Annotated in this window: 17 protein-coding genes; 10 read left to right on the top strand and 7 right to left on the bottom strand. The window is 39.5% G+C overall.

Going from position 1 to position 23,870, the window contains the following annotated elements; all coding sequences use genetic code 11:
* Positions 1–29: 29 nt before the first annotated feature.
* The 3 genes from IGI67_RS02185 to IGI67_RS02195 are packed head-to-tail and all read right to left on the bottom strand — an operon-like array spanning position 30 to position 1,703.
* Positions 30–791 (bottom strand): ABC transporter permease, encoded by a 762-nt coding sequence (locus IGI67_RS02185; protein WP_429956602.1) that lies wholly within the window; start codon positions 789–791, stop codon positions 30–32.
* Positions 791–1,426 (bottom strand): ABC transporter ATP-binding protein, encoded by a 636-nt coding sequence (locus IGI67_RS02190; protein ID WP_207110696.1) that lies wholly within the window; start codon positions 1,424–1,426, stop codon positions 791–793. The genes IGI67_RS02185 and IGI67_RS02190 overlap by 1 nt, the downstream gene beginning before the upstream one ends.
* 1 nt (position 1,427) lies before the next feature.
* Positions 1,428–1,703: a hypothetical protein gene (locus tag IGI67_RS02195; RefSeq protein ID WP_429956603.1), complete on the bottom strand. Its 276-nt coding sequence runs from the start codon at positions 1,701–1,703 to the stop codon at positions 1,428–1,430.
* Between the two features lie 316 nt (positions 1,704–2,019).
* Between IGI67_RS02195 and tuf the strand changes: the two genes are divergently transcribed.
* On the top strand, positions 2,020–3,207 hold the full coding sequence (tuf, locus tag IGI67_RS02200) for an elongation factor Tu (protein ID WP_088935902.1): 1,188 nt from the start codon (positions 2,020–2,022) through the stop codon (positions 3,205–3,207).
* Between the two features lie 133 nt (positions 3,208–3,340).
* Positions 3,341–4,384 (top strand): glycerol dehydrogenase, encoded by a 1,044-nt coding sequence (locus IGI67_RS02205; protein ID WP_429956604.1) that lies wholly within the window; start codon positions 3,341–3,343, stop codon positions 4,382–4,384.
* Positions 4,385–4,498: 114 nt separating this feature from the next.
* Here the strand turns inward: IGI67_RS02205 and IGI67_RS02210 are convergent, their stop codons facing one another.
* The 3 genes from IGI67_RS02210 to IGI67_RS02220 all read right to left on the bottom strand — a co-directional run bounded on the left by IGI67_RS02210 (position 4,499) and on the right by IGI67_RS02220 (position 8,853).
* Positions 4,499–5,815, bottom strand: a complete 1,317-nt coding sequence (locus tag IGI67_RS02210) for an ISL3 family transposase (protein ID WP_429956605.1) — start codon at positions 5,813–5,815, stop codon at positions 4,499–4,501.
* Positions 5,816–5,940: 125 nt separating this feature from the next.
* Positions 5,941–6,678: an ATP-binding cassette domain-containing protein gene (locus tag IGI67_RS02215; protein WP_207110708.1), complete on the bottom strand. Its 738-nt coding sequence runs from the start codon at positions 6,676–6,678 to the stop codon at positions 5,941–5,943.
* A 12-nt stretch (positions 6,679–6,690) separates the two neighbouring features.
* A complete protein-coding gene (locus tag IGI67_RS02220; protein WP_429956606.1) occupies positions 6,691–8,853 on the bottom strand; it encodes an amino acid ABC transporter substrate-binding protein/permease in 2,163 nt (720 codons plus the stop codon).
* Between the two features lie 245 nt (positions 8,854–9,098).
* Between IGI67_RS02220 and uvrB the strand changes: the two genes are divergently transcribed.
* From uvrB to whiA, 7 genes are all read left to right on the top strand, one after another.
* On the top strand, positions 9,099–11,090 hold the full coding sequence (uvrB, locus tag IGI67_RS02225; RefSeq protein ID WP_429956607.1) for an excinuclease ABC subunit UvrB: 1,992 nt from the start codon (positions 9,099–9,101) through the stop codon (positions 11,088–11,090).
* Between the two features lie 183 nt (positions 11,091–11,273).
* Positions 11,274–14,096, top strand: a complete 2,823-nt coding sequence (gene uvrA / locus IGI67_RS02230) for an excinuclease ABC subunit UvrA (protein ID WP_207110691.1) — start codon at positions 11,274–11,276, stop codon at positions 14,094–14,096.
* Between the two features lie 101 nt (positions 14,097–14,197).
* Complete coding sequence (locus IGI67_RS02235; protein WP_429956608.1) at positions 14,198–15,454, top strand: carboxylate--amine ligase; 1,257 nt, start codon at positions 14,198–14,200, stop codon at positions 15,452–15,454.
* Positions 15,455–15,456: 2 nt separating this feature from the next.
* Positions 15,457–16,170 (top strand): amino acid racemase, encoded by a 714-nt coding sequence (locus IGI67_RS02240; RefSeq protein ID WP_429956609.1) that lies wholly within the window; start codon positions 15,457–15,459, stop codon positions 16,168–16,170.
* 306 nt (positions 16,171–16,476) lie between these two features.
* Positions 16,477–17,364, top strand: a complete 888-nt coding sequence (gene rapZ / locus IGI67_RS02245) for an RNase adapter RapZ (protein WP_207110688.1) — start codon at positions 16,477–16,479, stop codon at positions 17,362–17,364.
* Positions 17,361–18,359 (top strand): gluconeogenesis factor YvcK family protein, encoded by a 999-nt coding sequence (locus IGI67_RS02250; RefSeq protein WP_429956610.1) that lies wholly within the window; start codon positions 17,361–17,363, stop codon positions 18,357–18,359. The genes rapZ and IGI67_RS02250 overlap by 4 nt, the downstream gene beginning before the upstream one ends.
* Positions 18,360–18,443: 84 nt before the next feature.
* The gene (gene whiA, locus IGI67_RS02255; protein ID WP_207110686.1) at positions 18,444–19,379 is read left to right on the top strand and encodes a DNA-binding protein WhiA; all 936 of its coding nucleotides are present in this window, start codon (positions 18,444–18,446) and stop codon (positions 19,377–19,379) included.
* A gap of 20 nt (positions 19,380–19,399) precedes the next feature.
* On the opposite strand, the gene IGI67_RS02260 is transcribed toward whiA, so the two are convergent.
* Entirely contained in the window at positions 19,400–19,915 is a 516-nt protein-coding gene (locus tag IGI67_RS02260; protein ID WP_207110685.1) for a thioredoxin domain-containing protein, read from the bottom strand.
* 261 nt (positions 19,916–20,176) lie between these two features.
* On the opposite strand from IGI67_RS02260, the gene nifJ reads away from it, so the two are divergent.
* Positions 20,177–23,848, top strand: a complete 3,672-nt coding sequence (nifJ, locus tag IGI67_RS02265) for a pyruvate:ferredoxin (flavodoxin) oxidoreductase (RefSeq protein ID WP_429956611.1) — start codon at positions 20,177–20,179, stop codon at positions 23,846–23,848.
* The last annotated feature ends 22 nt before the right edge of the window (positions 23,849–23,870 follow it).

The following is a 23,870-nucleotide window of genomic DNA, read 5'->3' on the forward strand; positions in this document are numbered from 1 at the left end:
GCGACTTTAACTTCTGCAGGTCCTGTTTTTTAGAGGGTCAATTGGTGATCGGAATTGAAGTAGTTCTTATAAGCAAAGTAGCCGCCAATGATGGAGCCGAGACTAGTAGCTGACAGCAGCATAAAGGTCACCATAATCTGATATTTGATGGCATGTACCGGATCAAGTCCGGCAAATATCAGCCCTGACATCATTCCAGGCAGACTGACTAGTCCAACCGTTTTTGCCGAATCGATTGTCGGCTGCATGGCGGTCTTGATACTTTGCTGCAGAATCGGTTTAGAAGCCAGCTTGATTGAAGCTCCTAATGCCAATTTTTCCAGTACTTGCTGTCTCAGATCGTGAAATTGTGTATTCAAGGCTCTATAGCATAAACCGATCGCTACCATAGAATTACTTGCTATCATACCTGTAATAGGAACGATTTGAGAAGGAATGAACTTGATTGCGCCAGAAAAAATCAATAGGCCCAGAGTAACATACGTGCTGATAAAAATAGCCGCTAATGAGTGAATATACTTTTTATGAAGACTAGGATTTCGCTTATGCGCGTTCCAAGCAGCGTTGAAAACAATAAACAGACTCATGGCGATCGTTAAAAAATTATTATCCACTTGAAAAATATACTTCAGTAAGTAGCCTACGATCACTAATTGTATGATCGCTCGGATAATACTAAGAAAAATATCCTTCGATAAGTGAAGCTTTTCTTTAGCACTTATCAGAACAGCAATCAGAACTAGCGCAAAGGCGAGAACTAATGAAAGATCGTTTACAGCTAATTGATTCATTATTTCAATTTCCCTCCTTGAACGAACAGCAGCTTCTTCGCAGCCTTGATTTCAGATTCATCATGAGTCACTTGTAAAATAGTACAGCCGTTTTGATGAATGCTGTCGATCAATCGATGAATAATTGTTTTTGTCTGTTCATCTAATCCAGAGGTCACTTCATCCAACAACAAAATTTCTGGCAGGAACAAGATATTTCTTATTAATGCAACCCGCTGACGCTCACCTCCAGAAAGCTCATTGATTTTTTTGGGTAAGTAGCTTTTTGGAAGATCGACCATTTGAAGATGCTCCAGCATTTGTTCCTGATTTGGAGTAGTTTGTCGAATCAGATAAGGAAATTCTAAATTGTCCTGGACAGTCTCGCCAAATAATGACGGCTGCTGAAAACAATAAGAGACTTGTTGACGAAATTCAGTGTAATCATATGAATGTTGATTTTTCCCGCGAAAAAGAATCTCTCCGCTGGACGGAGACAGCAGCGATGCAATCATTCGAAGCAAAGTGCTTTTACCGCCACCAGACGGTCCGGTAATTGTCAAAAAAGTTCCCTGTTCAACAGACAAGGTAATCTGATCCAAAATCAAACGTTCTTCCGCTTGGTAACTAACACTATTTAATTCTAATAAAGCCATGTTAATTATTATCCTTTCTATAGTCATAAGGCACGATGACAAAAAGCTCAGGCAGATCATTTATCACCAGCTGCTTCAAACCCAATTTAGGATAAAGAATAAATTGGCTGTCTTTTTTGTACCGTTCAAAGAAATAATCCTGTATTTGTTGTTCGTTCCATTGTCTGGCTGGAAAATGCCAATAGTGATCCTTCTCTTTGACAAAAACAAACCCAACACTCCACGCTTTGCTTATTTCCGCTGGTACTTGAGCTAGTTGTTTTTGAAAATTGTTCATTTAATCTTCTCCTTCATTAATTAGTTCTAACAAGAGTGGGAATATCATGGAATCCTCACTATTATTAAACCAATAATCCTTCTCTCTGTACACTCTTTCGTCTATACATAAACAATAATCAGTCATGATCAGCTTTCGAATCAATCTCCTTTATTCAAAGTAGAAACAAATTATTTGGAGTTTGACCAATTCTGATGTATTATGATCTCGGATAGTTACTTACAAAAAGTAAAAGTGTAAATCTTTTTCATTTAGCCCAAAATGTTTTACACTGTATCCGTAAGAATTTTTACACTTTTTAGGAGGTTTGTTTATTATGGCAAAAGAACATTACGATAGAAGTAAACCACACGTTAACATTGGTACCATTGGTCACGTCGACCACGGGAAAACAACATTAACGGCAGCGATCACAACGGTATTAGGCAAGAAAGGTCTAGCAAACCCTCAAGACTATGCTAGTATCGATGCTGCACCAGAAGAACGAGAACGCGGAATTACTATTAACACCGCTCACGTTGAGTATGAAACAGAAAAACGTCACTATGCACATATCGATGCCCCAGGACACGCGGACTATGTAAAGAATATGATTACCGGTGCCGCTCAAATGGATGGTGCGATCCTAGTAGTTTCAGCTACTGACGGACCAATGCCTCAAACACGTGAACATATTTTACTATCACGTCAAGTAGGTGTTAAATATTTGATCGTTTTCTTGAATAAAGTCGACTTAGTTGATGATGAAGAATTGATTGATCTAGTTGAGATGGAAGTACGTGAGCTGCTTTCTGAATATGGTTTCCCAGGCGATGATATTCCAGTTCTTAAAGGTTCTGCCTTGAAAGCTTTAGAAGGTGATCCTGAACAAGAACAAGTGATTATGGACTTGATGGATACTGTAGACGAATACATTCCAACACCAGAACGCGACACAGACAAACCATTCTTGTTACCAGTGGAAGATGTCTTCTCAATCACAGGACGCGGGACTGTTGCTTCAGGCCGTATTGACCGTGGTGAAGTCAAGGTTGGCGATGAAATTGAAATTATCGGGATCAAACCTGAAGTTCAAAAAGCAGTGGTAACTGGACTTGAAATGTTCCGTAAAACATTGGATTATGGTGAAGCCGGCGATAACGTCGGGGTCTTATTACGAGGCATCACACGTGATGAAATCGAACGTGGACAAGTATTAGCTAAACCAGGTTCAATCACACCACATACAAAATTCAGTGCAGAAGTTTATGTATTGACGAAAGAGGAAGGCGGACGTCATACTCCGTTCTTTAACAACTATCGTCCTCAATTCTACTTCCGTACAACAGACGTTACTGGTAACATCGTATTGCCAGAAGGTACTGAAATGGTAATGCCTGGCGATAACGTAACGATCGATGTTGAATTGATCCACCCAATCGCTGTAGAAAAGGGAACAACATTCTCTATTCGTGAAGGCGGACGTACTGTTGGTTCAGGTATCGTAACCGAAATCGAAGCATAATAGAATTTACTAAGCACGCAGCTATTCAACGCTGTGTGCTTTTTTTGTGTTATGGAGATACTGGACTTCGGGTTATCTTGCAACTGTGTTATTTGATTGCTATGATAATTTAAAAGGGTCAAAAGGAGCAGCTATGGAGAAAGTTTTTGTCAGTCCTATGACGTATCGTCAGGGAAAAAATGTTTTATGGAATCATTTAGAGGATATTTTAGCTTTTGGTGCAAAGGGATTATTGGTAACTGATTCATTTGTGTACGAAATGGTCGGAAAGCAATTGATCGAAGAGCTGACTATTCGAGGCGGCCAAATTAGCACATGGCTTGTGGAGAACGAGAGAGGTACAAACAGTTTTAATTATGTTATTGCTTTGGGCGGTGGAAGAGCGATTGATTTGGGAAAAGCGTTGGCATTTGAATCGAACAGCAGCTGTATCGTTGTTCCAACATCAGCTTCGACAGATGCGCCAACTTCACGGATTTCGGTGAAATACCAAGATGGCTACTTTGAAAAGTATGATTACTATGCTCAAAGTCCTGATTTAGTTTTAGTTGATACGGCGATTTTAATCAACAGTCCAGTCCATTTTCTAACTGCCGGAATCGCTGACGGATTGTCTACGTCAATAGAAGCGAGAACAGTGCGAGAAAATTCTGGAGTGAACACACTTGGAACACTGCCCACCTTGGCAGCAGAAGCCATAGCAGAAAAATGTCGTGAAGTTTTGTTGGAGTATGCAGAAGCAGCAGTGGAGGCAAACAAGAAACATGAAATTACGCCGGCATTTGAAGCGGTTGTTGAGGCAAACACACTATTAAGCGGGATTGGGTTTGAATCGGGCGGTTTGAGTATTGCTCATGCACTGCACAATGCGATGATTAGCCTATGGGGTAGAGAAGTGAAGGGGAGTCACGGACAAATCATCGCTCTGACGACTTTACAGCATCTTCATATAGAAGGGCGAGAAGAGGAACTGACTCAGTATCGAAGGCTATTTGAGAATTTAGATTTGCCGACTACTTATGAGGATTTATCGATCTTCCCATCTGCGGAAGAACTGAAAAAAGTGACTGATTTGGCCTTTTCTCCAGAGGATGGAATAATCCGCAGTCAATCACCAGTGACCAAAGAAGAAGTTTATCAAGCTTTATTAGTTTTTAGAAAAAACCGTGAAATCTAAAATGATTTCACGGCTTTTTGTGTTTATGGATTAAATATTGGCTCTAAGTCAAATAGTGTTGTTTCAATCAAATCACCTTAAGGAGACGCTTCGGCGTTTCCTTTTTTTGAGTTATTAAATGATGTCACAGAGATTCTGGTGGATCAGCACTCGCTTACGGAGATGACGGAAAGTCCTGAAGCCAAAAGCAATGCGCTTAATTACTTTGATCAGATTGTTTTTCCCCTCCAACTTGCCATTGGAATACGGATACTTCAAGGCATTAATGATCGCCGTTCGATGTTTATTAAGATAGGTCACGGCTTTTTTAAAACCAGCGTTTAATGACTGAGGCAAGGAATCGATCAAGTCAAAAAAGCTGTTAAAATCTTTCGCATCAAAGGCACCTAACAAATTCTGGTAGATGTCATAACTTTGACGAAGCTGTGGATCAACGGAAAGCAGATAATCTAAAACCTCCGATTCTGTTAGATATTTCTGTTTGAATAGTGGAAATTGTTTCAATGATTGATAGTTTAGTTTGGAATTTTTCTTCAAGACGGTGCGCCAGTACTTTTTCAGTTTCCGATAGTCTTTTTGTGCTTGCGAATCACTCTTTTTCAATTGGTTCATCGCTTGAATGCGTTGTTTGTTTAAAGCGCGAGTCAGCTGTTGAATGACATGAAAACGGTCGATTGAAATCCGTGCATTGGGAAACACTTCTTTCGTCACAATGCCGTAAGAAGCATTCATATCCATGACAACGTGTGTGACTCGACGTCTCGCTTTGAAAGAAAAACGTTGAAAGTACGCTCTTAACTTGAAATTCCGACGATCATCTAGAATATCGAAGATTTTCCCGGTATCCGCGTCACTGATGATAAAACACATAGCCCCTTCACAGTCCTTGGTTCCCTTAAATTCATCGATCAAAAGATGCTTTGGTAAGTACTCAGGGTTTCTTTTCGGCTCCTTAAAAAAAGTGTCCAGTACCCGCTCAACCGTTTTCGAAGAAACAGAATAGCGTTCGGCAATATCTTTCATCGAGATTTTTCTCTTTAAATCAACGGCGATCGCAAATTTCAGAGCTTGAGAAATATAGCAGTTTTCAGCGACATAATACGTTTTGGCAGAAAAAGTATGAAAACAATGCCTGCAGAGAAACCGTTGTTTATATAAATGAAGATACGTTGGTACTTCCTGATAAGGAAGCATCTGAATCCAGCTGTCTTTCCAGCCATGACGAATCACAGAATCAAAGCCGCAAAGTTCACAGTGAGGCGGTTCGTAGGACAGTGTCCCCGTAAATACGTTCGCAGATTTACCGCGGATGCGTTCCTTATTTATCGCATCTTTAGGAAACGAGATATGAGAATCTTTGATATTTAGCAACAATTTGATGGCTTTATCTGTATTTTCATCTTTAAGTTTGATATTCTTAGTTACGGACATTTGGTTGACCTCCTATGGTTTGGTTTGGCGATTTAATTATAGGACAACCAAGTGTCTTTTTGTATTATAAAAAGAAAAGGGTGTTCCTACTCACTTTTGAGTAACAACACCAAATATTATAGAACCTAAATATTCAATACTTTATTCAAGAAGTCTTGCGTTCTTGGATTATGAGGATTATTGAAAACTTGTTCTGGTGTGCCGTCCTCAAGAATTTTCCCACCGTCGGTAAAGATCACACGGTCAGCTACTTCCTTAGCGAATCCCATTTCGTGAGTAACGATTACCATTGTCATTCCTTGCAGCGCTAAATCTTTCATAACCTTTAATACATCTCCAACCATTTCCGGGTCAAGAGCAGAGGTTGGTTCGTCGAAAAGCATGACATCAGGGTTCATTGCTAATGCACGAGCGATTGCGACACGCTGTTTTTGGCCGCCAGAAAGACTATCTGGATAATCATTTTTCTTTTCAGCTAAGCCGACCTGTGTTAACAATTCCACTCCACGCTTATTAGCCGATTCTTTTGATTCGCCTTTTAAATCAAGCGGAGCCAAAGTAATATTTTCCAAAACAGTCAAGTGCGGGAACAAGTTGAAATGCTGAAATACCATCCCAATATGCTGACGCACCAAATTGATGTCTGTATGCTTATCGGTCAGATCCTGCCCATCGATAATGATTTCACCCGAAGTAGGTTCTTCTAAGTGGTTCATACAGCGCAAGAAGGTACTTTTACCTGAACCAGATGGTCCGATAATACAAACTACTTCACCTTCACTGATGGTGATATTCAAGTCATTCAATACGGTGTTTTCACCGAATTTCTTCACTAAATGGTTTACGACAATTTTTTTATCTATTCTATTTTCCATCTATTTCACCTTCTTATCTAAACGGTTTGCTAACTTAGTCAAGATCGTGATCAAGATCAAGTACATGATCGCGATGATCAAGTATACGTAAGAGCTTTGGGTTGTACGAGCGACGATGATTTTACCTGTTTGGAGTAATTCCACGACACCGATAGCAGAGATGATCGTCGTATCTTTCAAGCTGATAACGAATTGGTTAATGAAAGAAGGGATCATGATCTTCACAGCCTGCGGCAAAATAATTTTCTGCATCGTGCGATTGTATGAAAGACCTAAACTACGAGAGGCTTCCATTTGACCAACTGGCACAGCATTGATACCGCCGCGGACGATTTCAGCAATATAGGCACTTGCATTTAAAGTCAAAGTAATGATTCCTGCGGCAAAATCGGGAATCTTGATTCCGGTAATCCCTGGTAAGCCAAAGAAAATGAAGAAGGCTAATACCATCATTGGAATACCCCGGATAATATCAATGTAGACACCTGCTAAAGTCCGTAATCCACGAACTGGAGAAACTCGGAATAATCCGAAAATGACACCTAGGACTAAGGCAAGAGCAAATGAGACTAAGGCTAGAACGATGGTTTTCCATAAACCGTCTAGTAATGATTTATAGTTATTTTTCAATAGACCGATAATCGTGGATTCATCAATAGCGTCTTTCTTTTCTTCTTTATCAGACCCGATGTACTTATTGACGATCTCATCATATTCGCCAGTACGTTTCATTTCTTTCAAGCCTTCGGTGAACATTTCTCTAAGCTCCGCATTTTGCCCTTTTTTCACTGCGAAACCATACTCGCCACCAACTTCACGTTTAATCGGCGTCTTTAAATCTTGTCCTTGATTGACCGCATAACCGATAACAGGGTAGTCATCCATCATAGCGTCAATTGAGCCAACCTTCAACGCATCATACAGCTGATCAGCTGCATCAAAGCTCTTAATGGTGTAATCATATTCCTTTTTATGAGCTTCTAGAAAATCAGCACTTTCAGTACCGACTTTAGCTCCGACAGTTTTTCCTTTTAAATCTTTATAGGATTTGATGTCCTTATTGTCTTTGGCCACAGCTAACTGAATCCCGCTTTGGAAGTAAGGGTCAGAAAAGTCATAATTGGCCTTTCGTTCATCTGTGATTGTCATACCAGCGATCATACCTTCTGCCTGCCCAGATTCTAATGCCTGCATCGCTGAAGAGAAGCCAATAAATTTAATATCTAATTTAAACCCTTGGAGTTCGGCTGCACGTTTTAATAAGTCAACGTCGATCCCTTTGTATTTTCCATCACTGTCTTTGTATTCAAATGGAGCGAATGCAGAGTCACTGGCAACGACATAAACATCTTTTTTCGGTTCGATTTTTTTCATTTCACCAGAGACTTCTTTGTTGCCTGAACCAGTAGAAATGTATTTGCTGACAATTTTATCGTAGCTTCCGTCTTTCTTTAAAGCTTTCAACCCTTTGTTGAATTTTTCTAGCAACTCTTTGTTTTCGCCTTTTTTTACAGCGAAGCCATAAGAGCTGCCTTTTTCAGGATCACCGACTAACTTGAAGGGTTGACCGTTCGTTACAGCATACCCAAGAACCGGGTAGTCATCAAAAATTGCTTCAACATTTCCGTTAGTCAAAGCATTATACATAGCATCGGCAGCTTCATATTGCTTGATTTCGTAACCGTACTTATCTTTGTTCTTATCTAAGAATGTAGCACTTTCGGTACCGATCTTGGCAGCAACCGTCTTTCCTTTCAGATCCTTGTAATCCTTGATGTTTTTGTTGTCATTTTTAACGGCCATCTGGATGCCACTATCAAAATACGGTTCTGAAAAATCAAATGTTTTTTTACGTTCATCTGTAATGCTCATACCAGCGATCATGCCATCCAGCTGATCTGATTGAACTCCTTGGATTGAACTGTCAAAGCCTAAAGGACGTAAATCCACTTTGAAGTTCTGGTCCTTTGCAATTTGGTTAAGTAAATCCACGTCGATCCCTATGTATTCGCCATCGGAGTTTTGGAATTCGAAAGGAGCAAAAGTTAGGTCCGTTCCAATTTTATATGTTTTTTCCGCGGCGTCTGTTTTGTTAGCAAAGCCTAGTGTGAAAATACTTGCCATAAAGAAAACGACGAATGGAATTAATTTGTTTTTTCTCATAATAATCCTCCTAATTACTTATCGTTTGTTTATTATATGTTAGTTTAAGGATAAAATACAAGAGTCTTCATTGGAGGATAGAAAAAAAGCAAAAAATTTATAACATGAGATGTAACGAAATGTAACATGGACGTTTTTAAGAACTTCTTACGGCAAGAATAAAAAATGGCGAAAATATGTTCGGTATGCTATAATTTTGGAATGGAAAATCTTTGTTCATTTAATATAAAAAGGGGGATTTTTGTATGATTGAAAGAGTAACGGACAACACGTTCGACCTTCATTCAAAATATCAGCCTGCTGGCGATCAGCCTGAGGCCATTGAACAGCTCGCCGAAGGAATCGTCGATGGAAAAAAAGCACAAATACTTTTAGGTGCCACCGGTACAGGGAAAACTTATACGATTTCCAATGTCATCAAAGAGGTTAATAAACCAACGTTGATTATTGCCCATAATAAGACATTAGCAGGACAATTATACGGTGAGTTTAAGGAATTCTTTCCTAACAATGCGGTGGAGTATTTTGTCAGCTATTACGATTATTATCAACCCGAGGCTTATGTTCCTTCTAGCGATACGTATATCGAAAAAGATTCGAGCATCAATGATGAGATTGACAAACTGCGTCACTCGGCGACAAGTGCTCTGCTGGAGAGAAATGATGTAATTGTCGTAGCATCGGTCTCTTGCATCTTTGGTCTGGGTTCGCCGAAAGAATATTTGGAGCAGGTCGTCTCACTGCGTGTGGGAATGGAGATGGATCGAAATCAACTGCTGCGAAACCTGATCGATATTCAATTTGAACGAAACGATATTGATTTTCAACGTGGTCGTTTTCGCGTTCGTGGTGATGTAGTGGAGATATTCCCTGCTTCACGAGACGAACGTGCTTTACGCGTGGAATTTTTTGGAGATGAGATTGAGCGGATACGTGAGGTAGACGCTTTGACGGGAGAAATCACAGGAGAAACAGAACACGTAGCTATTTTCCCTGCGACTCACTTTTTAACAAATGAAGAACATATGGAAGTAGCCATCAGCAACATTCAAAAAGAACTTGCTGATCGATTGGAAGTTTTAAGAAACGATAATAAGTTACTAGAAGCTCAGCGTTTGGAGCAACGGACGAATTATGATATTGAAATGCTGCGAGAAATGGGTTATACCTCGGGTATTGAAAACTATTCACGACATATGGATGGTCGGAAAGAAGGAGAACCACCTTATACGCTGATTGATTTTTTCCCAGAAGACTTTTTACTTGTTGTTGACGAATCACATGTAACGATGCCTCAGGTACGCGGAATGTATAATGGCGACCGTGCACGTAAGCAGATGCTGGTAGATTATGGTTTTCGTTTGCCGTCAGCATTAGATAATCGGCCTTTACAGTTAAAGGAGTTTGAAGAACGCGTTAATCAAATCGTATACGTTTCAGCGACTCCAGGGCCTTATGAGCACGAAGAGACAGATACAGTGGTTGAGCAGATTATCCGTCCAACTGGTTTATTAGATCCGGTTATTGAAGTGCGTCCAATAATGGGACAAATCGATGACTTGGTAGGAGAAATTAACGAACGTTCTGAACGGAATGAACGGGTATTTGTCACCACTTTAACGAAGAAAATGTCAGAGGACTTAACAGATTACTTCAAAGAACTTGGGATTAAAGTTAAGTATCTGCACAGTGATATCAAAACGCTTGAACGTACTGAAATTATACGTGATCTGCGTTTGGGCAAGTTTGATGTACTTGTTGGGATCAATTTGCTGCGAGAAGGTCTGGATGTACCGGAAGTTTCATTAGTGGCGATCTTGGATGCAGACAAGGAAGGCTTCCTGCGAAGCGAACGTTCTTTGGTCCAAACCATTGGACGTGCCGCTCGTAACTCGGAAGGTAGAGTGATTATGTATGCTGACAAAGTCACGGATTCAATGCAGCGAGCAATGGATGAAACCTCACGTCGACGTAGCATTCAGCAGCAATATAATGAAGAACATGGCATTGAGCCTAAAACAATTATTAAAGAGATTCGTGATTTGATCGCGATTAGTAAAGTTGCAGAAGCTGTTGAAACTTACGATACAACTTCCTATGAAGAGCTAACGAAATCAGAACGCAAAGAACTCATTGCGAAGCTTGAAGATGAAATGCGTGAAGCCGCTAAGATGCTAGATTTCGAAACTGCAGCAACCTTGCGTGATACGATATTAGAATTAAAAGCAGCAGAATAAATCAAAATATATAATAAGATGTCAATTCCACTTTTACCAGTTCTCGTCATTTGGAGAAAAGACGACATGCTGCTCAAGATAACTGATAGAAAAGTTTAGTGGAATGATCTACGGATGAAGATAACACTCATTTTTCGTTTTTTTAGAAAAATGAATACGACAAAGTTGAAATAGGAGATATAAATGGCGAATGATAAGATAGTAATTCATGGAGCACGCGCTCATAATTTAAAAAACGTTGATGTTACGATTCCTCGTGACAAAATGGTGGTTGTTACTGGTTTATCTGGTTCAGGGAAAAGCTCGTTGGCTTTTGATACGCTCTATGCAGAAGGGCAACGACGCTATGTGGAAAGCCTATCTGCATACGCAAGGCAATTTCTGGGGCAAATGGATAAACCAGATGTAGATAGCATTGATGGCTTGAGTCCGGCAATTTCAATTGATCAAAAAACGACAAGTAAGAATCCTCGATCGACAGTAGGGACTGTAACTGAGATTAATGATTACTTGCGTCTGTTATACGCACGCGTTGGTCATCCAATCTGTCCTAATGACCATATCGAGATCACGTCTCAATCGGTTGAGCAAATGGTCGATAAAGTTTTGGAATTACCAGAACGGACTAAAATACAAATCTTAGCGCCAGTAGTTGCTAAGAAAAAAGGGCAGCATAAAAAGGTTTTTGAAATGATTCAGCGCGAGGGCTATGTCCGCATGCGTGTTGACGGCGAAATGTACGATGTGACAGAAGCGCCCGAATTGACAAAAAATAAAAAACACGACATCGAAATTATTGTTGACCGAATTGTCGTGAAAGAGGGAATCCGCTCACGTTTATTTGATTCTTTTGAAGCTGCATTGCGTTTAGCTGAAGGCTACGCGATCGTTGATGTGATTGGCGAAAAAGAAATGTTGTTCAGTGAGCATTATGCGTGTCCTTATTGCGGTTTCACAGTTGGAGAACTAGAGCCTCGACTATTTTCATTCAACGCTCCATTTGGTGCCTGCCCAGATTGTGACGGGTTAGGCGTGAAATTGGAAGTGGACATGGATTTAGTGATTCCAGATCAAAGCAAGACGCTGAGAGAAGGAGCATTAGTCCCTTGGAACCCAATCAGTTCACAATATTATCCTCAAATGTTGGAGCAAGCTTGTATAAGTTTTGGGATTGACATGGACACAGCCTTTGAAGAATTACCAAAAGAACATCAGGATATTATCTTAAATGGTTCAAATGGTGATAATTTCCATTTCCACTACGAAAATGATTTTGGCGGTGTTCGTGATGTGGAAGTTCCTTTTGAAGGAATTATCAACAATATTAATCGGCGTTATGCAGAAACGAATAGTGATTTCACTCGAGATCAAATGCGTTTATATATGACAGAATTAACTTGTCAAACATGCCATGGCTACCGTTTAAATCCACAGGCATTATCAGTTCAGATTAATGATGTGAATATTGGGCAAGTGAGTGAAGATTCAATTAATAGCGCCTTGGAATTCTTTGAAACAGTGGCTTTAAGTGAGCAGGAAAAAGTCATTGCTAAGCCGATTTTGAAAGAAATCAAGGATCGATTAAGCTTTTTGCGAAATGTTGGCTTGGATTATCTGACTTTAAGTCGCGCTTCAGGCACCTTATCTGGTGGTGAGGCACAGCGAATTCGTCTGGCAACTCAAATTGGTTCAAATTTATCTGGAGTTCTTTACATTTTAGATGAACCTTCGATTGGTTTACATCAACGAGATAATGATCGTTTGATTGAATCCTTGAAGCGCATGCGCGATTTAGGGAACACTTTGATTGTAGTAGAACATGATGAGGATACAATGCGTGCAGCAGATTATCTAATTGATGTTGGGCCTGGCGCGGGCGATCAAGGAGGCGAGATCGTCGCGGCAGGAACTCCTAAACAGGTTGAGAAGAATCCAAAATCCTTAACAGGTCAGTATTTGTCAGGAAAGCGAGAAATAGCTGTTCCTAAAGAACGCCGTAAAGGAAACGGAAAGAAAATCAAGGTTACTGGTGCTGTTGAAAATAATTTGAAGAGTATTGATGCAGAATTTCCATTAGGAAAATTCGTGGCAGTCACAGGTGTTTCAGGTTCTGGTAAATCAACATTGGTAAATCAAATTCTAAAAAAAGCCTTGGCACAAAAATTAAATCGCAACTCAAATAAACCTGGTAAGTTCAAAAAAATTACTGGTTACAATAATATTGAAAAATTAGTCGATATTGATCAAAGTCCAATTGGCCGTACACCGCGAAGCAACCCTGCAACCTATACGAGTGTTTTTGATGATATTCGTGATTTATTTGCACAGACGAATGAAGCAAAAATTCGTGGATATAAAAAAGGCCGATTCAGCTTCAACGTCAAAGGCGGACGCTGTGAAGCTTGTCGGGGCGATGGGATCATTAAAATAGAGATGCATTTCTTGCCTGATGTGTATGTGCCATGTGAAGTTTGTCATGGCAAACGTTACAATTCTGAAACATTGGAAGTCCATTATAAAGGAAAGAACATTGCTGATATTTTGGAAATGACGGTGGAAGATGCTGTTGAGTTCTTCAAACACATCCCTAAAATACATCGTAAACTGCAAACGATCGTAGATGTCGGTTTGGGATACGTTACAATGGGACAACCAGCAACAACTCTTTCTGGCGGTGAAGCGCAGCGGATGAAGCTTGCTAGTGAACTGCATAAGAATTCTAACGGCAAGAATTTTTATATTTTAGACGAGCCTACAACCGGATTACACACAGACGACATTGCTCGCTTATTGAAAGTACTTGAGCGTTTTGTTGATGCTGGAAATACTGTTCTAGTTATTGAGCATAATTTAGACGTTATCAAGTCTGCCGATTATGTCATTGATCTTGGTCCGGAAGGCGGAGATGGCGGTGGAACTATTTTAGCGACAGGTACGCCAGAAGAAATCGCTGATGTAACGGAAAGTTATACGGGTCATTATTTAAAGCGTGTCCTAAAAAAATAAGTAATGACTAAAGCTTAATGCAAGTGAAGGATTCTCCTTTGCTTGCATTTTTCTTTATGGTATGATTATCAAGGATTTAGAATGAGAAGGTGTAATAGAATATGAATGAAAAACAAAAATTTGTCCCGATTTTATTGGGAAGCGATATTAATGTCTACGGTATGGCCCGTTCCTTTCATGAAGCCTATGGGATCGTTTCAGAAGCCTACGCTGGCCTGCAATTGGCACCAACAAAATACAGTAAGATCGTGAATGTTCATGTTGTTTCAGGATTTGATAAGGATCCGGTGTTTATTGAACAAATGCGGGAATTAGGAAGAAGTACCTATAACGAACCTGATACTAAATATTTATTGATTGCTTGTGGTGACGGGTATGCTGAGTTAGTTTCACAACATAAAGACGAACTTTCTGAATGGTTTATCTGCCCTTATATTAATTTTGATTTATTACAAAGCTTGATCAGCAAAGTCAGCTTCTATGAAATTTGTGAAAAATATGATTTACCCTATCCGAACACATTTATTATTACAGAAGATATGCTGGAAGCTGGCAAGTTGAAGCAGGAACTGCCATTCGATTTCCCAGTTGCCTTAAAACCTGCGAATAGTGTAGAATGGCTATCTATCGATTTTGAAGGCCGCAAGAAAGCCTTTATTTTAGATACGCGTGATGAGTTTGATATGATCATTGAACGCATTTACCAAGCTGGCTACACTAGTGAAATGATTGCTCAAGACTTTATTCCAGGTGATGACAGCAATATGCGTGTTCTGAATGCTTATGTTGATCAAAACCATCAAGTTCGTATGATGTGTTTAGGACATCCGCTATTAGAAGATCCTTCTCCGGAAGCAATCGGGAACTATGTAGCGATTATGCCAGAATACAATGAAAAAATCTATCAGACGATTAAGAGCTTTTTAGAAAAAATCGATTACACAGGATTTGCAAATTTTGATATGAAGTATGATCCGCGCGATGGCGAATACAAATTATTTGAAATCAACTTGCGTCAAGGTCGCAGCAGTTTCTTTGTAACGTTGAACGGGTTCAATTTGGCACAGTATGTGACTGAAGATCGTGTGTATGAAAAACCGTTCAGTGAAACGATTTATGGAAAAGCAGAGTCTGCTACATCCATGTTATGGATGGGTGTACCAAAAGGTGTTTTTGAAAAATTTGCTCGTAACAACGCAGACAAAGAAAAAGCCTTAGAAATGATCAAAAATAATCATTGGGGCACAACAGTCTTCTATAAGAAAGATATGTCTCTAATGCGTTGGGTACTAATGAAATATATGTTCAGCAAGTATAAAGGACGATTTGATTTATTCTTTAAAGAGAAAGAAGGATAAATATGGAAAATTTCTTTAGTGTTCTTGGCGGTATGGGTACGATGGCGACGGAAAGTTTTATTCGCATCTTAAACCAGCGGACACATGCTCATAATGATCAAGAATACTTAAATTACGTGATGTTCAATCACGCGACTGTTCCTGACCGAACAGCGTATATCTTAAACCATAAGGCACCAAGCCCGTTACCGTTTTTATTAGACGATATCGAGAAACAAAATTTGTTGCAGCCAGATTTTATCGTGCTGACCTGTAACACTGCTCATTATTTTTTCAAGCAACTTCAAGCTGCTACAAAAATTCCTTTATTGCATATGCCACGTGAAGCAGTCATTGAAGTGACAAAGCACCATCAGCCAGGAGAAAAAATTGCCGTACTAGCGACTGCCGGGACAATGTCTGCCAAAGTATATCAAGACGAGCTGGAGGCAAAAGGGTTTGAAGTCATGGTTCCTGAAAAGGACATCCAAGACAAAGTAAACCATCTAATCTATCATGACGTGAAAGAAAATGACTTTATCAATAGTGAGTTATATTTAGATATTCTTTCGGATGTTTTCGAAAAATATGGTTGTCAAAATGCTATCCTAGGCTGCACGGAACTCTCTTTGGTTCAAGAGCTGACCAGGGAAGTTCCTTATCCGGTAATTGATGCCCAATCGATCTTAGCCGATCGCACTATTGAATTAGCGCTGAAAAACAGATCTTCTAAATAAGGAGATCTGTTTTTTTATCTTCCGTCATGTTAAAAAGTTTCTTACTCTTAGGAAAGAGTAAAGAATTACAAATAAGTAGCAAAGACACGCCTGGAATGTTATAATTTTTTAAAGATAGCGAAGGAGGCTAACGTTCAGTTTCTTTGGTATCTTTTTATTTGGGCAGGAGGCTTGCCTTATGTCAGGTGGTATTCAAGAAATGCACCGTTTTTTGTTGCATTTTATTGGTATAGTAAAAAAGTGGTATGAATAAAATAAAAATCGTTTTACATTTGATTTCCTAATTATGAGAAAGGAGTGACACGAATGACTGAAAGTTTACATTTAGTTGTCATTACTGGTATGAGCGGGGCAGGAAAAACCGTTGCGATCCAAAGTTTTGAAGATATGGGGTATTTTTGCGTAGATAACATGCCTCCAGGGTTGATTCCAAAATTCTGGGAGTTAATTCGTGAATCAGGGAAGGTAACGAAAATTGCGTTAGTTGTTGACTTGCGTTCACGTTCTTTTTTTGAAGACATCCAAAAAATGTTGATAGAAATTGAAAATACCGGATTTATTGATACGAGTATTTTATTTTTGGATTGTTCTGATGAGGAGTTGGTTTCTCGTTATAAAGAGACTCGTCGTTCTCATCCACTTGCGATGGAAGGGATGATTTCTGAGGGGATTCGAAAAGAACGGGGTATTTTGGAAGATTTAAAAAATCGTGCGACATTGATGATTGATACGACAGATTTGACGCCTCGTCAGTTACGAGAAAAAATCAATCAATCGTTTAAACAAAAAGACGATGTGGGCTTCCATGTAGAAGTTGTTTCCTTTGGCTTTAAATATGGCTTGCCGATTGACGCAGATATCGTAATGGATGTGCGTTTTTTACCAAATCCCCATTATATTCCAGAACTGCGTCCGCAAACGGGTTTAGATAAACCTGTTTATGATTACGTAATGTCATTTCCAGAAACAGAAAATTTTTACACGAACTTTGTACGACTTATCATGGATATTTTACCAGGTTATATTAAGGAAGGGAAAAGTTCATTGACGATTGCAATTGGCTGTACAGGAGGTCAACATCGTTCGGTTGCTTTGACCGAACGAGTGGGCAAAGCTATTAAAGATGCCGATTATAAAGTGAATATCACACATCGTGATAAGGATAAGCGGAAAGAGACGGTGAATCGTTCATGAAAATGAAAACATACCGTATCCGTAAGCCTAAAATTGTCGTGATTGGCGGAGGGACTGGTTTGCCAGTCATTTTGAAGAGCTTGCGCAACCAAAGTGCGGATATCACAGCAGTCGTAACTGTAGCTGACGATGGAGGCAGCAGCGGTGAATTAAGAGATTCAATTGATATGGCACCGCCGGGTGATTTAAGGAACGTATTAGCCGCTCTATCAGATATGCCAAAACTATATGAAGATTTATTTCAATATCGTTTTCATGAAGATGACAAATTTCTTGCCAATCATACAATTGGAAATCTATTGATCGCTGCTTTATCAGAAATGCGTAGCAGTACGTATGAAGCAATTCAGCTACTTTCTATGATGATGCACGTAGACGGACATATTTATCCATCTTCAGAAACACCGTTAGTCTTACATGCGGATTTTGATGATGGAACAAGTGCGGTAGGTGAGTCAAAAATTGCTATTGATCGCAAAACGATTGAAAAAGTCTATGTTACAGAGAAAAGTGGTAAAAAAGCTGTTCATGCAGCACGGAAAGTTGTCAACGCTATCCATGAAGCGGATATGGTTGTGCTGGGCCCAGGGTCATTATTCACAAGCATCCTTCCTAATTTAGTGATTCAGGAATTAGGAGATGCTGTTCGTTCGACGAATGCGGAAGTCGTGTATATTTGCAATATCATGACCCAAAAAGGTGAGACAGAACATTTTAGTGATGCAGATCATATTCGAGTTTTGCACAAGCATCTTGAAAGTAAATTTATTGATACTGTTTTAGTCAATACAGAAAAGGTTCCTGAAGGTTATATGGACCCTGAAATCTACGATGAGTATTTGGTACAGGTTACACATGATTTTAATGGTCTCAGAGATGAAGGATGCCGTGTAGTTTCCACCGACTTTTTAGAACTGCGTGATGGCGGTGTTTTTCATGATGGTGATAAAGTAGTTGATGAATTGTTTCGAATTGTTTTCGGAGCAAAAATTTAAAAAGAGTATCAATACAATACTAGTCAAGTGAGAACTAATTTTTAGAAAGAATTAGTTCTTTATTATGAAGAAGGAGGGCTCGTCATGTCTTTTGCAGCCGAAGTAAAAAAAGAGCTAACGGGTCTGGCAGTCCAAAAGAATCTCGCGCAAGCTGAATTAGCCGCTTTGATACGAATGAATGGGTCGCTAAGCTTGAGCAATCATCAATTTGTATTAAATGTGCAGACTGAAAATGCGGCGATCGCTCGTCGGATTTTTACTTTGCTGAAAGAGCATTATAAGGTGCGCAGTGAGTTGTTAGTAAGACGAAAAATGAAATTGAAGAAAAACAATGTTTATATTGTTCGATTGAAACAAGAAACACAGAACATCTTATTGGATTTGGATATTATGGATGGCATGATGTTTCAATCTCATATTTCAAACGAAATTAAACAATCAGATGATAAGACACGCGCTTATTTGCGTGGCGCATTTTTGGCTTCTGGCTCTGTCAATAATCCCGAAACCAGCCGCTACCATTTGGAGATTTCTTCAATCTATGAGGAGCACAATCAAGATATTTGTGACTTGCTGAATCAATTTGATTTAAATGCGCGAACATTAGAACGACGTAACGGTTATATTACTTATTTAAAAGGGGCAGAGAAAATTGCCGACTTTTTAACTCTGATCGGTGCTACCAACTCAATGTTGAAATTTGAAGATGTTCGAATTGTACGTGACATGCGTAATTCAGTTAATCGATTGGTTAATTGTGAAACAGCAAATATGAATAAAACGATTGATGCAGCTTCAAAACAGATTGATAATATTCATTTTATTGAATCAACCGTTGGACTGCAATCATTGCCTGAAAAACTACAAGAGATTGCAGAATTAAGAATCCAAAATCCCGAAATCAGCTTAAAAGAGCTAGGAGAAATGATACCTTCTGGCGCAATCTCTAAATCTGGAATCAATCATCGGATTCGGAAAATTAATGACTTTGCAGATAATCTGCGTAAAAAAACCGTTTGAATTTCAAACGGTTTTTTTCTTTATTCAGCAATGTAAGTTTTTAATGTAGCTTCATCAATTGACTCGTCAAAGATATGTTCACCTAATATAACAGTGGGAACAAACTTAATATTGGCTTGCTCAGCTTCATTGCGAATTTCACTTTGCAAGCTTTGGTTCGCTTGTTGCTTGAAACGCAATGTTTTTTCAGCATAGTCAGCGACTGCTTCTAATTCTAGGTCTTGCCAACTTTCTTGCGTTTCGAAAGCCAGTTGAATTTGAATCAAAGCCTTCTTAGGATCTGTATCGATATATTCGTGCATTACGTTGCCGCGCTGCAAACTAATTTTATCCTTATCTAATAATTTAATAACGCGTTGAACTTTACCTTCGGCGACTGCTTGATTTAAAGTGTCATAAGATTCTTCAAACCATTGTTTACAGAAAGGGCATCGAAGATTTATAAATTCAATTAATCGCTTTGGAGCAGCATCTGAACCGATTTTGATTCCATTAAAGTCATTAACAAGCTTTCCTTTTATAACAGAGATATCCATGAGAAAACACGTCCTTTCTCTTACAAGTGTACAAAAATTTTTTAAGAAAACAAGTTCTTTTCATTTAAATAAGTTAAAAAGACTGAAACTCGTGTTTGAAATTAGTTGTGGTTAGTTTATAATGAATGCGTTGTTAGAGAAATTATAAACTTGTGATTTCATATTTTACTGAGGGTACTAGTTAGTCAAGATGGTATCAAGTGTCTGAATCTGAAGTTCTTTCTAAAAGGACTTTTTTTGTTTTAGAAATGGAGGAAAAACATGCGTAAGAAAAAAACGATGGACGGCAATACAGCTGCTGCTTATATTTCGTATGCATTCACAGAGTTAGCGGCTATTTATCCCATCACACCAAGTTCAACCATGGCTGAACTTGTAGATCAATGGGCATCGCAAGGAAAGAAAAATATATTTGGACAACCTGTATCAATTACGGAAATGCAATCAGAGGCGGGAGCAGCAGGGGTTGTACATGGCGCATTGAAAACGGGAGCACTTACCACAACATATACCGCTTCACAAGGATTATTACTCATGATTCCCAACATGTATAAAATCGCTGGAGAGTTACTACCTGGCGTCTTTCATGTTGCTAGTCGTGCGGTTACAACTAATGCGTTGAACATCTTTGGTGATCATGGTGATGTAATGGCCGCTCGCCAAACGGGATTTGCTATGTTGCAAGAGAGCAGTGTTCAAGAAGTAATGGATTTATCTGCAGTGGCACATTTAGCTGCTATTGAGGGCAGTCTTCCCTTCATGAATTTTTTTGACGGCTTTCGCACTAGTCATGAAATTCAAAAAGTAGAAGTATTAGATTATGAGGAATTAGCCCCCTTGATCAATCAAGAGAAGTTGAAAGCTTTTCGTAAAAGAAGTATGAATCCAAATCATCCGACGATCAGTGGAACGAATCAAAATCCAGATGTGCATTTTCAACAGCGAGAAACAGTCAATCGCTATTATGACGAACTGCCTGCAATCGTACAGAAATACATGTTTGAGATCAATAAACTTCGTGGAACCAATTATGACTTAGTTACCTATTATGGTGCGGAAGATGCTGACGAAGTTATAGTGGCAATGGGATCAGTAGCACAAACAATCGAACAAACCGTCGATTATTTAAATGCAAAGGGTCGTAAAGTTGGTTTTTTGAACATACACTTATATCGTCCGTTTCCCAGCAAAAATTTTTTAGAAAAACTTCCTGATACAGTAAAATCAATCGCTGTATTAGACCGTTCAAAGGAACCTGGCGCTGATGGAGAGCCCCTTTTACTTGATATCCAAGGAGTAATGTATGAGGCTGACACTCGTCCTAAAATTATTGGAGGACGCTTCGGTTTAGGCTCGAAAGATGTTACACCAGATCAGATTATCGCTGTTTATGATGAGTTGGCGAAAGACAAAGTAAACACAAAGAAACGTTTTACGATTGGGATCACTGATGATGTGACCAATATGTCATTAGAAACAAAGAAAACGATAGATTTAACAAATCCCAATACTTTTCAAGCAAAATTCTGGGGATTCGGCTCAGACGGAACAGTTGGTGCGAATAAATCGGCAATCAAGATCATCGGAGATCATACAGATAAATATGCACAGGGGTACTTTAGCTATGACTCAAAAAAATCTGGTGGTTTGACCGTTTCTCACTTGCGTTTTGGTGATACACCGATACGTTCAACTTATCTTGTTGAGAGTGCTGATTTTATCGCTTGTCATACACCAGCCTATATTCATACCTATGACCTATTGAAAGGTTTGAAGCCAGGTGGAATTTTTCTCATGAATACCATGTGGAATGATAAGCAGATGGATAAATTATTGCCTGCGAAAATGAAACGATATATCGCTGAAAATGAGATTAAATTCTATACTATTAATGCTGCAAAGCTAGCAATGGAAGTAGGGCTTGGTTCACGTATCAATACAGTCATGCAAACAGCATTTTTCAGTTTAACAGGAATTATCCCGTTTGATGAAGTGCTGGATATCCTAAAGATTGAAGCAGATAAAAGTTATCGACGGAAATCGCTGGAAATTGTTGAGAAAAATATCGCAGCAATTGATCAGACGGTCGAATTGTTGCATCAAGTGGAGGTGCCTGAAACCTGGCGGACAGTTGACCTTCCCATAAAAGTTCGTGAGTCTACTGTGCCTCAATATGTAGAAGAAATTGTTGAACCTATTAATTCACAACGAGGAAATGATTTAACTGTGAACGACCTTGTAGTAAATGGTATGACTGACGGAACTATTCCCACAGGTACGACGAAATTTGAGAAACGAGGCGTAGCTTTAGAAGTTCCTCATTGGATTAGTGATCGCTGTACTATGTGTAATGAATGCTCATTTGTTTGTCCTCACGCGGCAATCCGTCCGTTCCTTGCGAATGATGAAGAAATGGAGGAAGCACCTGAAGGCTATATCGTTCGAGAAATGCGAGGTGCAGATGGGTTAAAATACCGTATACAAGTCTCAGTTGAAGATTGTACCGGCTGTGGTCTGTGTGTGGAAGCATGTCCAGCAAAAGACAAAGCATTAGTCATGAAGCCTTATCAAGAAGAGAAAGAACAGGCGATTAACTGGGCATTTTCAATGACATTGAAACAAAAAGCTAATCCAGCAAAAACGAATTCTGTTTTAGGATCACAGTTCAATCAGCCTTTGCTTGAATTTTCGGGAGCTTGTGCTGGTTGTGGGGAGACACCATATGTAAAATTAATGACACAAATGTTTGGCGATCGCATGATGATTGCTAATGCAACAGGCTGTTCTTCGATTTGGGGGGCAGCAGCACCAGTTAGTCCATATACAACGAATGAAAAAGGGCAGGGGCCAGCTTGGTCGAACTCACTTTTTGAAGATAATGCAGAATATGGATACGGAATGTTTTTAGCCAATCAAACAAGACGCAAAGAGTTAGCTGATAAAATCAATAATGTTTTAGATGTTGTTTCAGATGATTTACGGGAGCTGATGGAAGATTGGATGGACCACATGTTTGAATCCGATGGGACCCAGCAAAGAGCGGCAAAATTAACAGCAGCATTAGAGTGTGAAGGAATGACAGACCCTAAACTAGCTGAGATTTATGATAATCGGGACCTGTTTGTTAAAACTAGTCAATGGATGTTCGGTGGCGATGGCTGGGCCTACGATATCGGCTTTGGCGGAATCGACCATATATTGGCTAGTGGTGCAGATGTGAATATTTTGGTAATGGATAACGAAGTATACTCAAATACTGGTGGTCAAACATCTAAAGCTACCCCAGCCTCGGCTATTGCAAAATTCTCTGCAGGCGGCAAGTACCAATCTAAAAAGGATCTAGGTATGATGGCGATGACCTACGGCAATGTTTATGTCGCGCAAATCGCTTCTGGTGCCAACCAAATGCAAACAATCAAGGCATTAGAGGAAGCTGAAAAATTTCCTGGACCATCTTTAGTGATCGCGTATACACCATGCATCAATCATGGATTACGCGGCGGTATGAGCAAAACGTTGCAAGAAGCTAAAGATGCTGTTAACTCAGGGTATTGGTCACTATACCGTTACAACCCAGCACAACGAGAAAAAGGTAAAAATCCGATGTCACTGGATTATAAGAAACCAAAATTTGATGACATGATCGGATTTATGAAACAGCAAACACGTTTTTCAGCGTTAGAAAGAGTGCAGCCAGATGATGCTCAACGACTATACCAAAAAACGGTTAACGATGCGCAAACGCGTTTTTATAACTATGCACGTTTAGCTGGTCAAGAGGAAAAGATTCGGGCAAGATTGGAAGGAACTAAAGCAGAATCTAGTGAATTACCTGTGAATGCGGGTGTAAAACGCGAACGTAAGACTGATCCAGAAGCAGAAGCCCGGCGTGCCGCACGCAGAGCTGCCCGTGCTGAAAAGCGGAGTAAATAGCTTCGAATTAACATTTTTGCTA

Origin of the sequence: Enterococcus sp. AZ196 (assembly GCF_050498845.1) — a bacterium.
Lineage (GTDB): Bacteria > Bacillota > Bacilli > Lactobacillales > Enterococcaceae > Enterococcus_A > Enterococcus_A murrayae.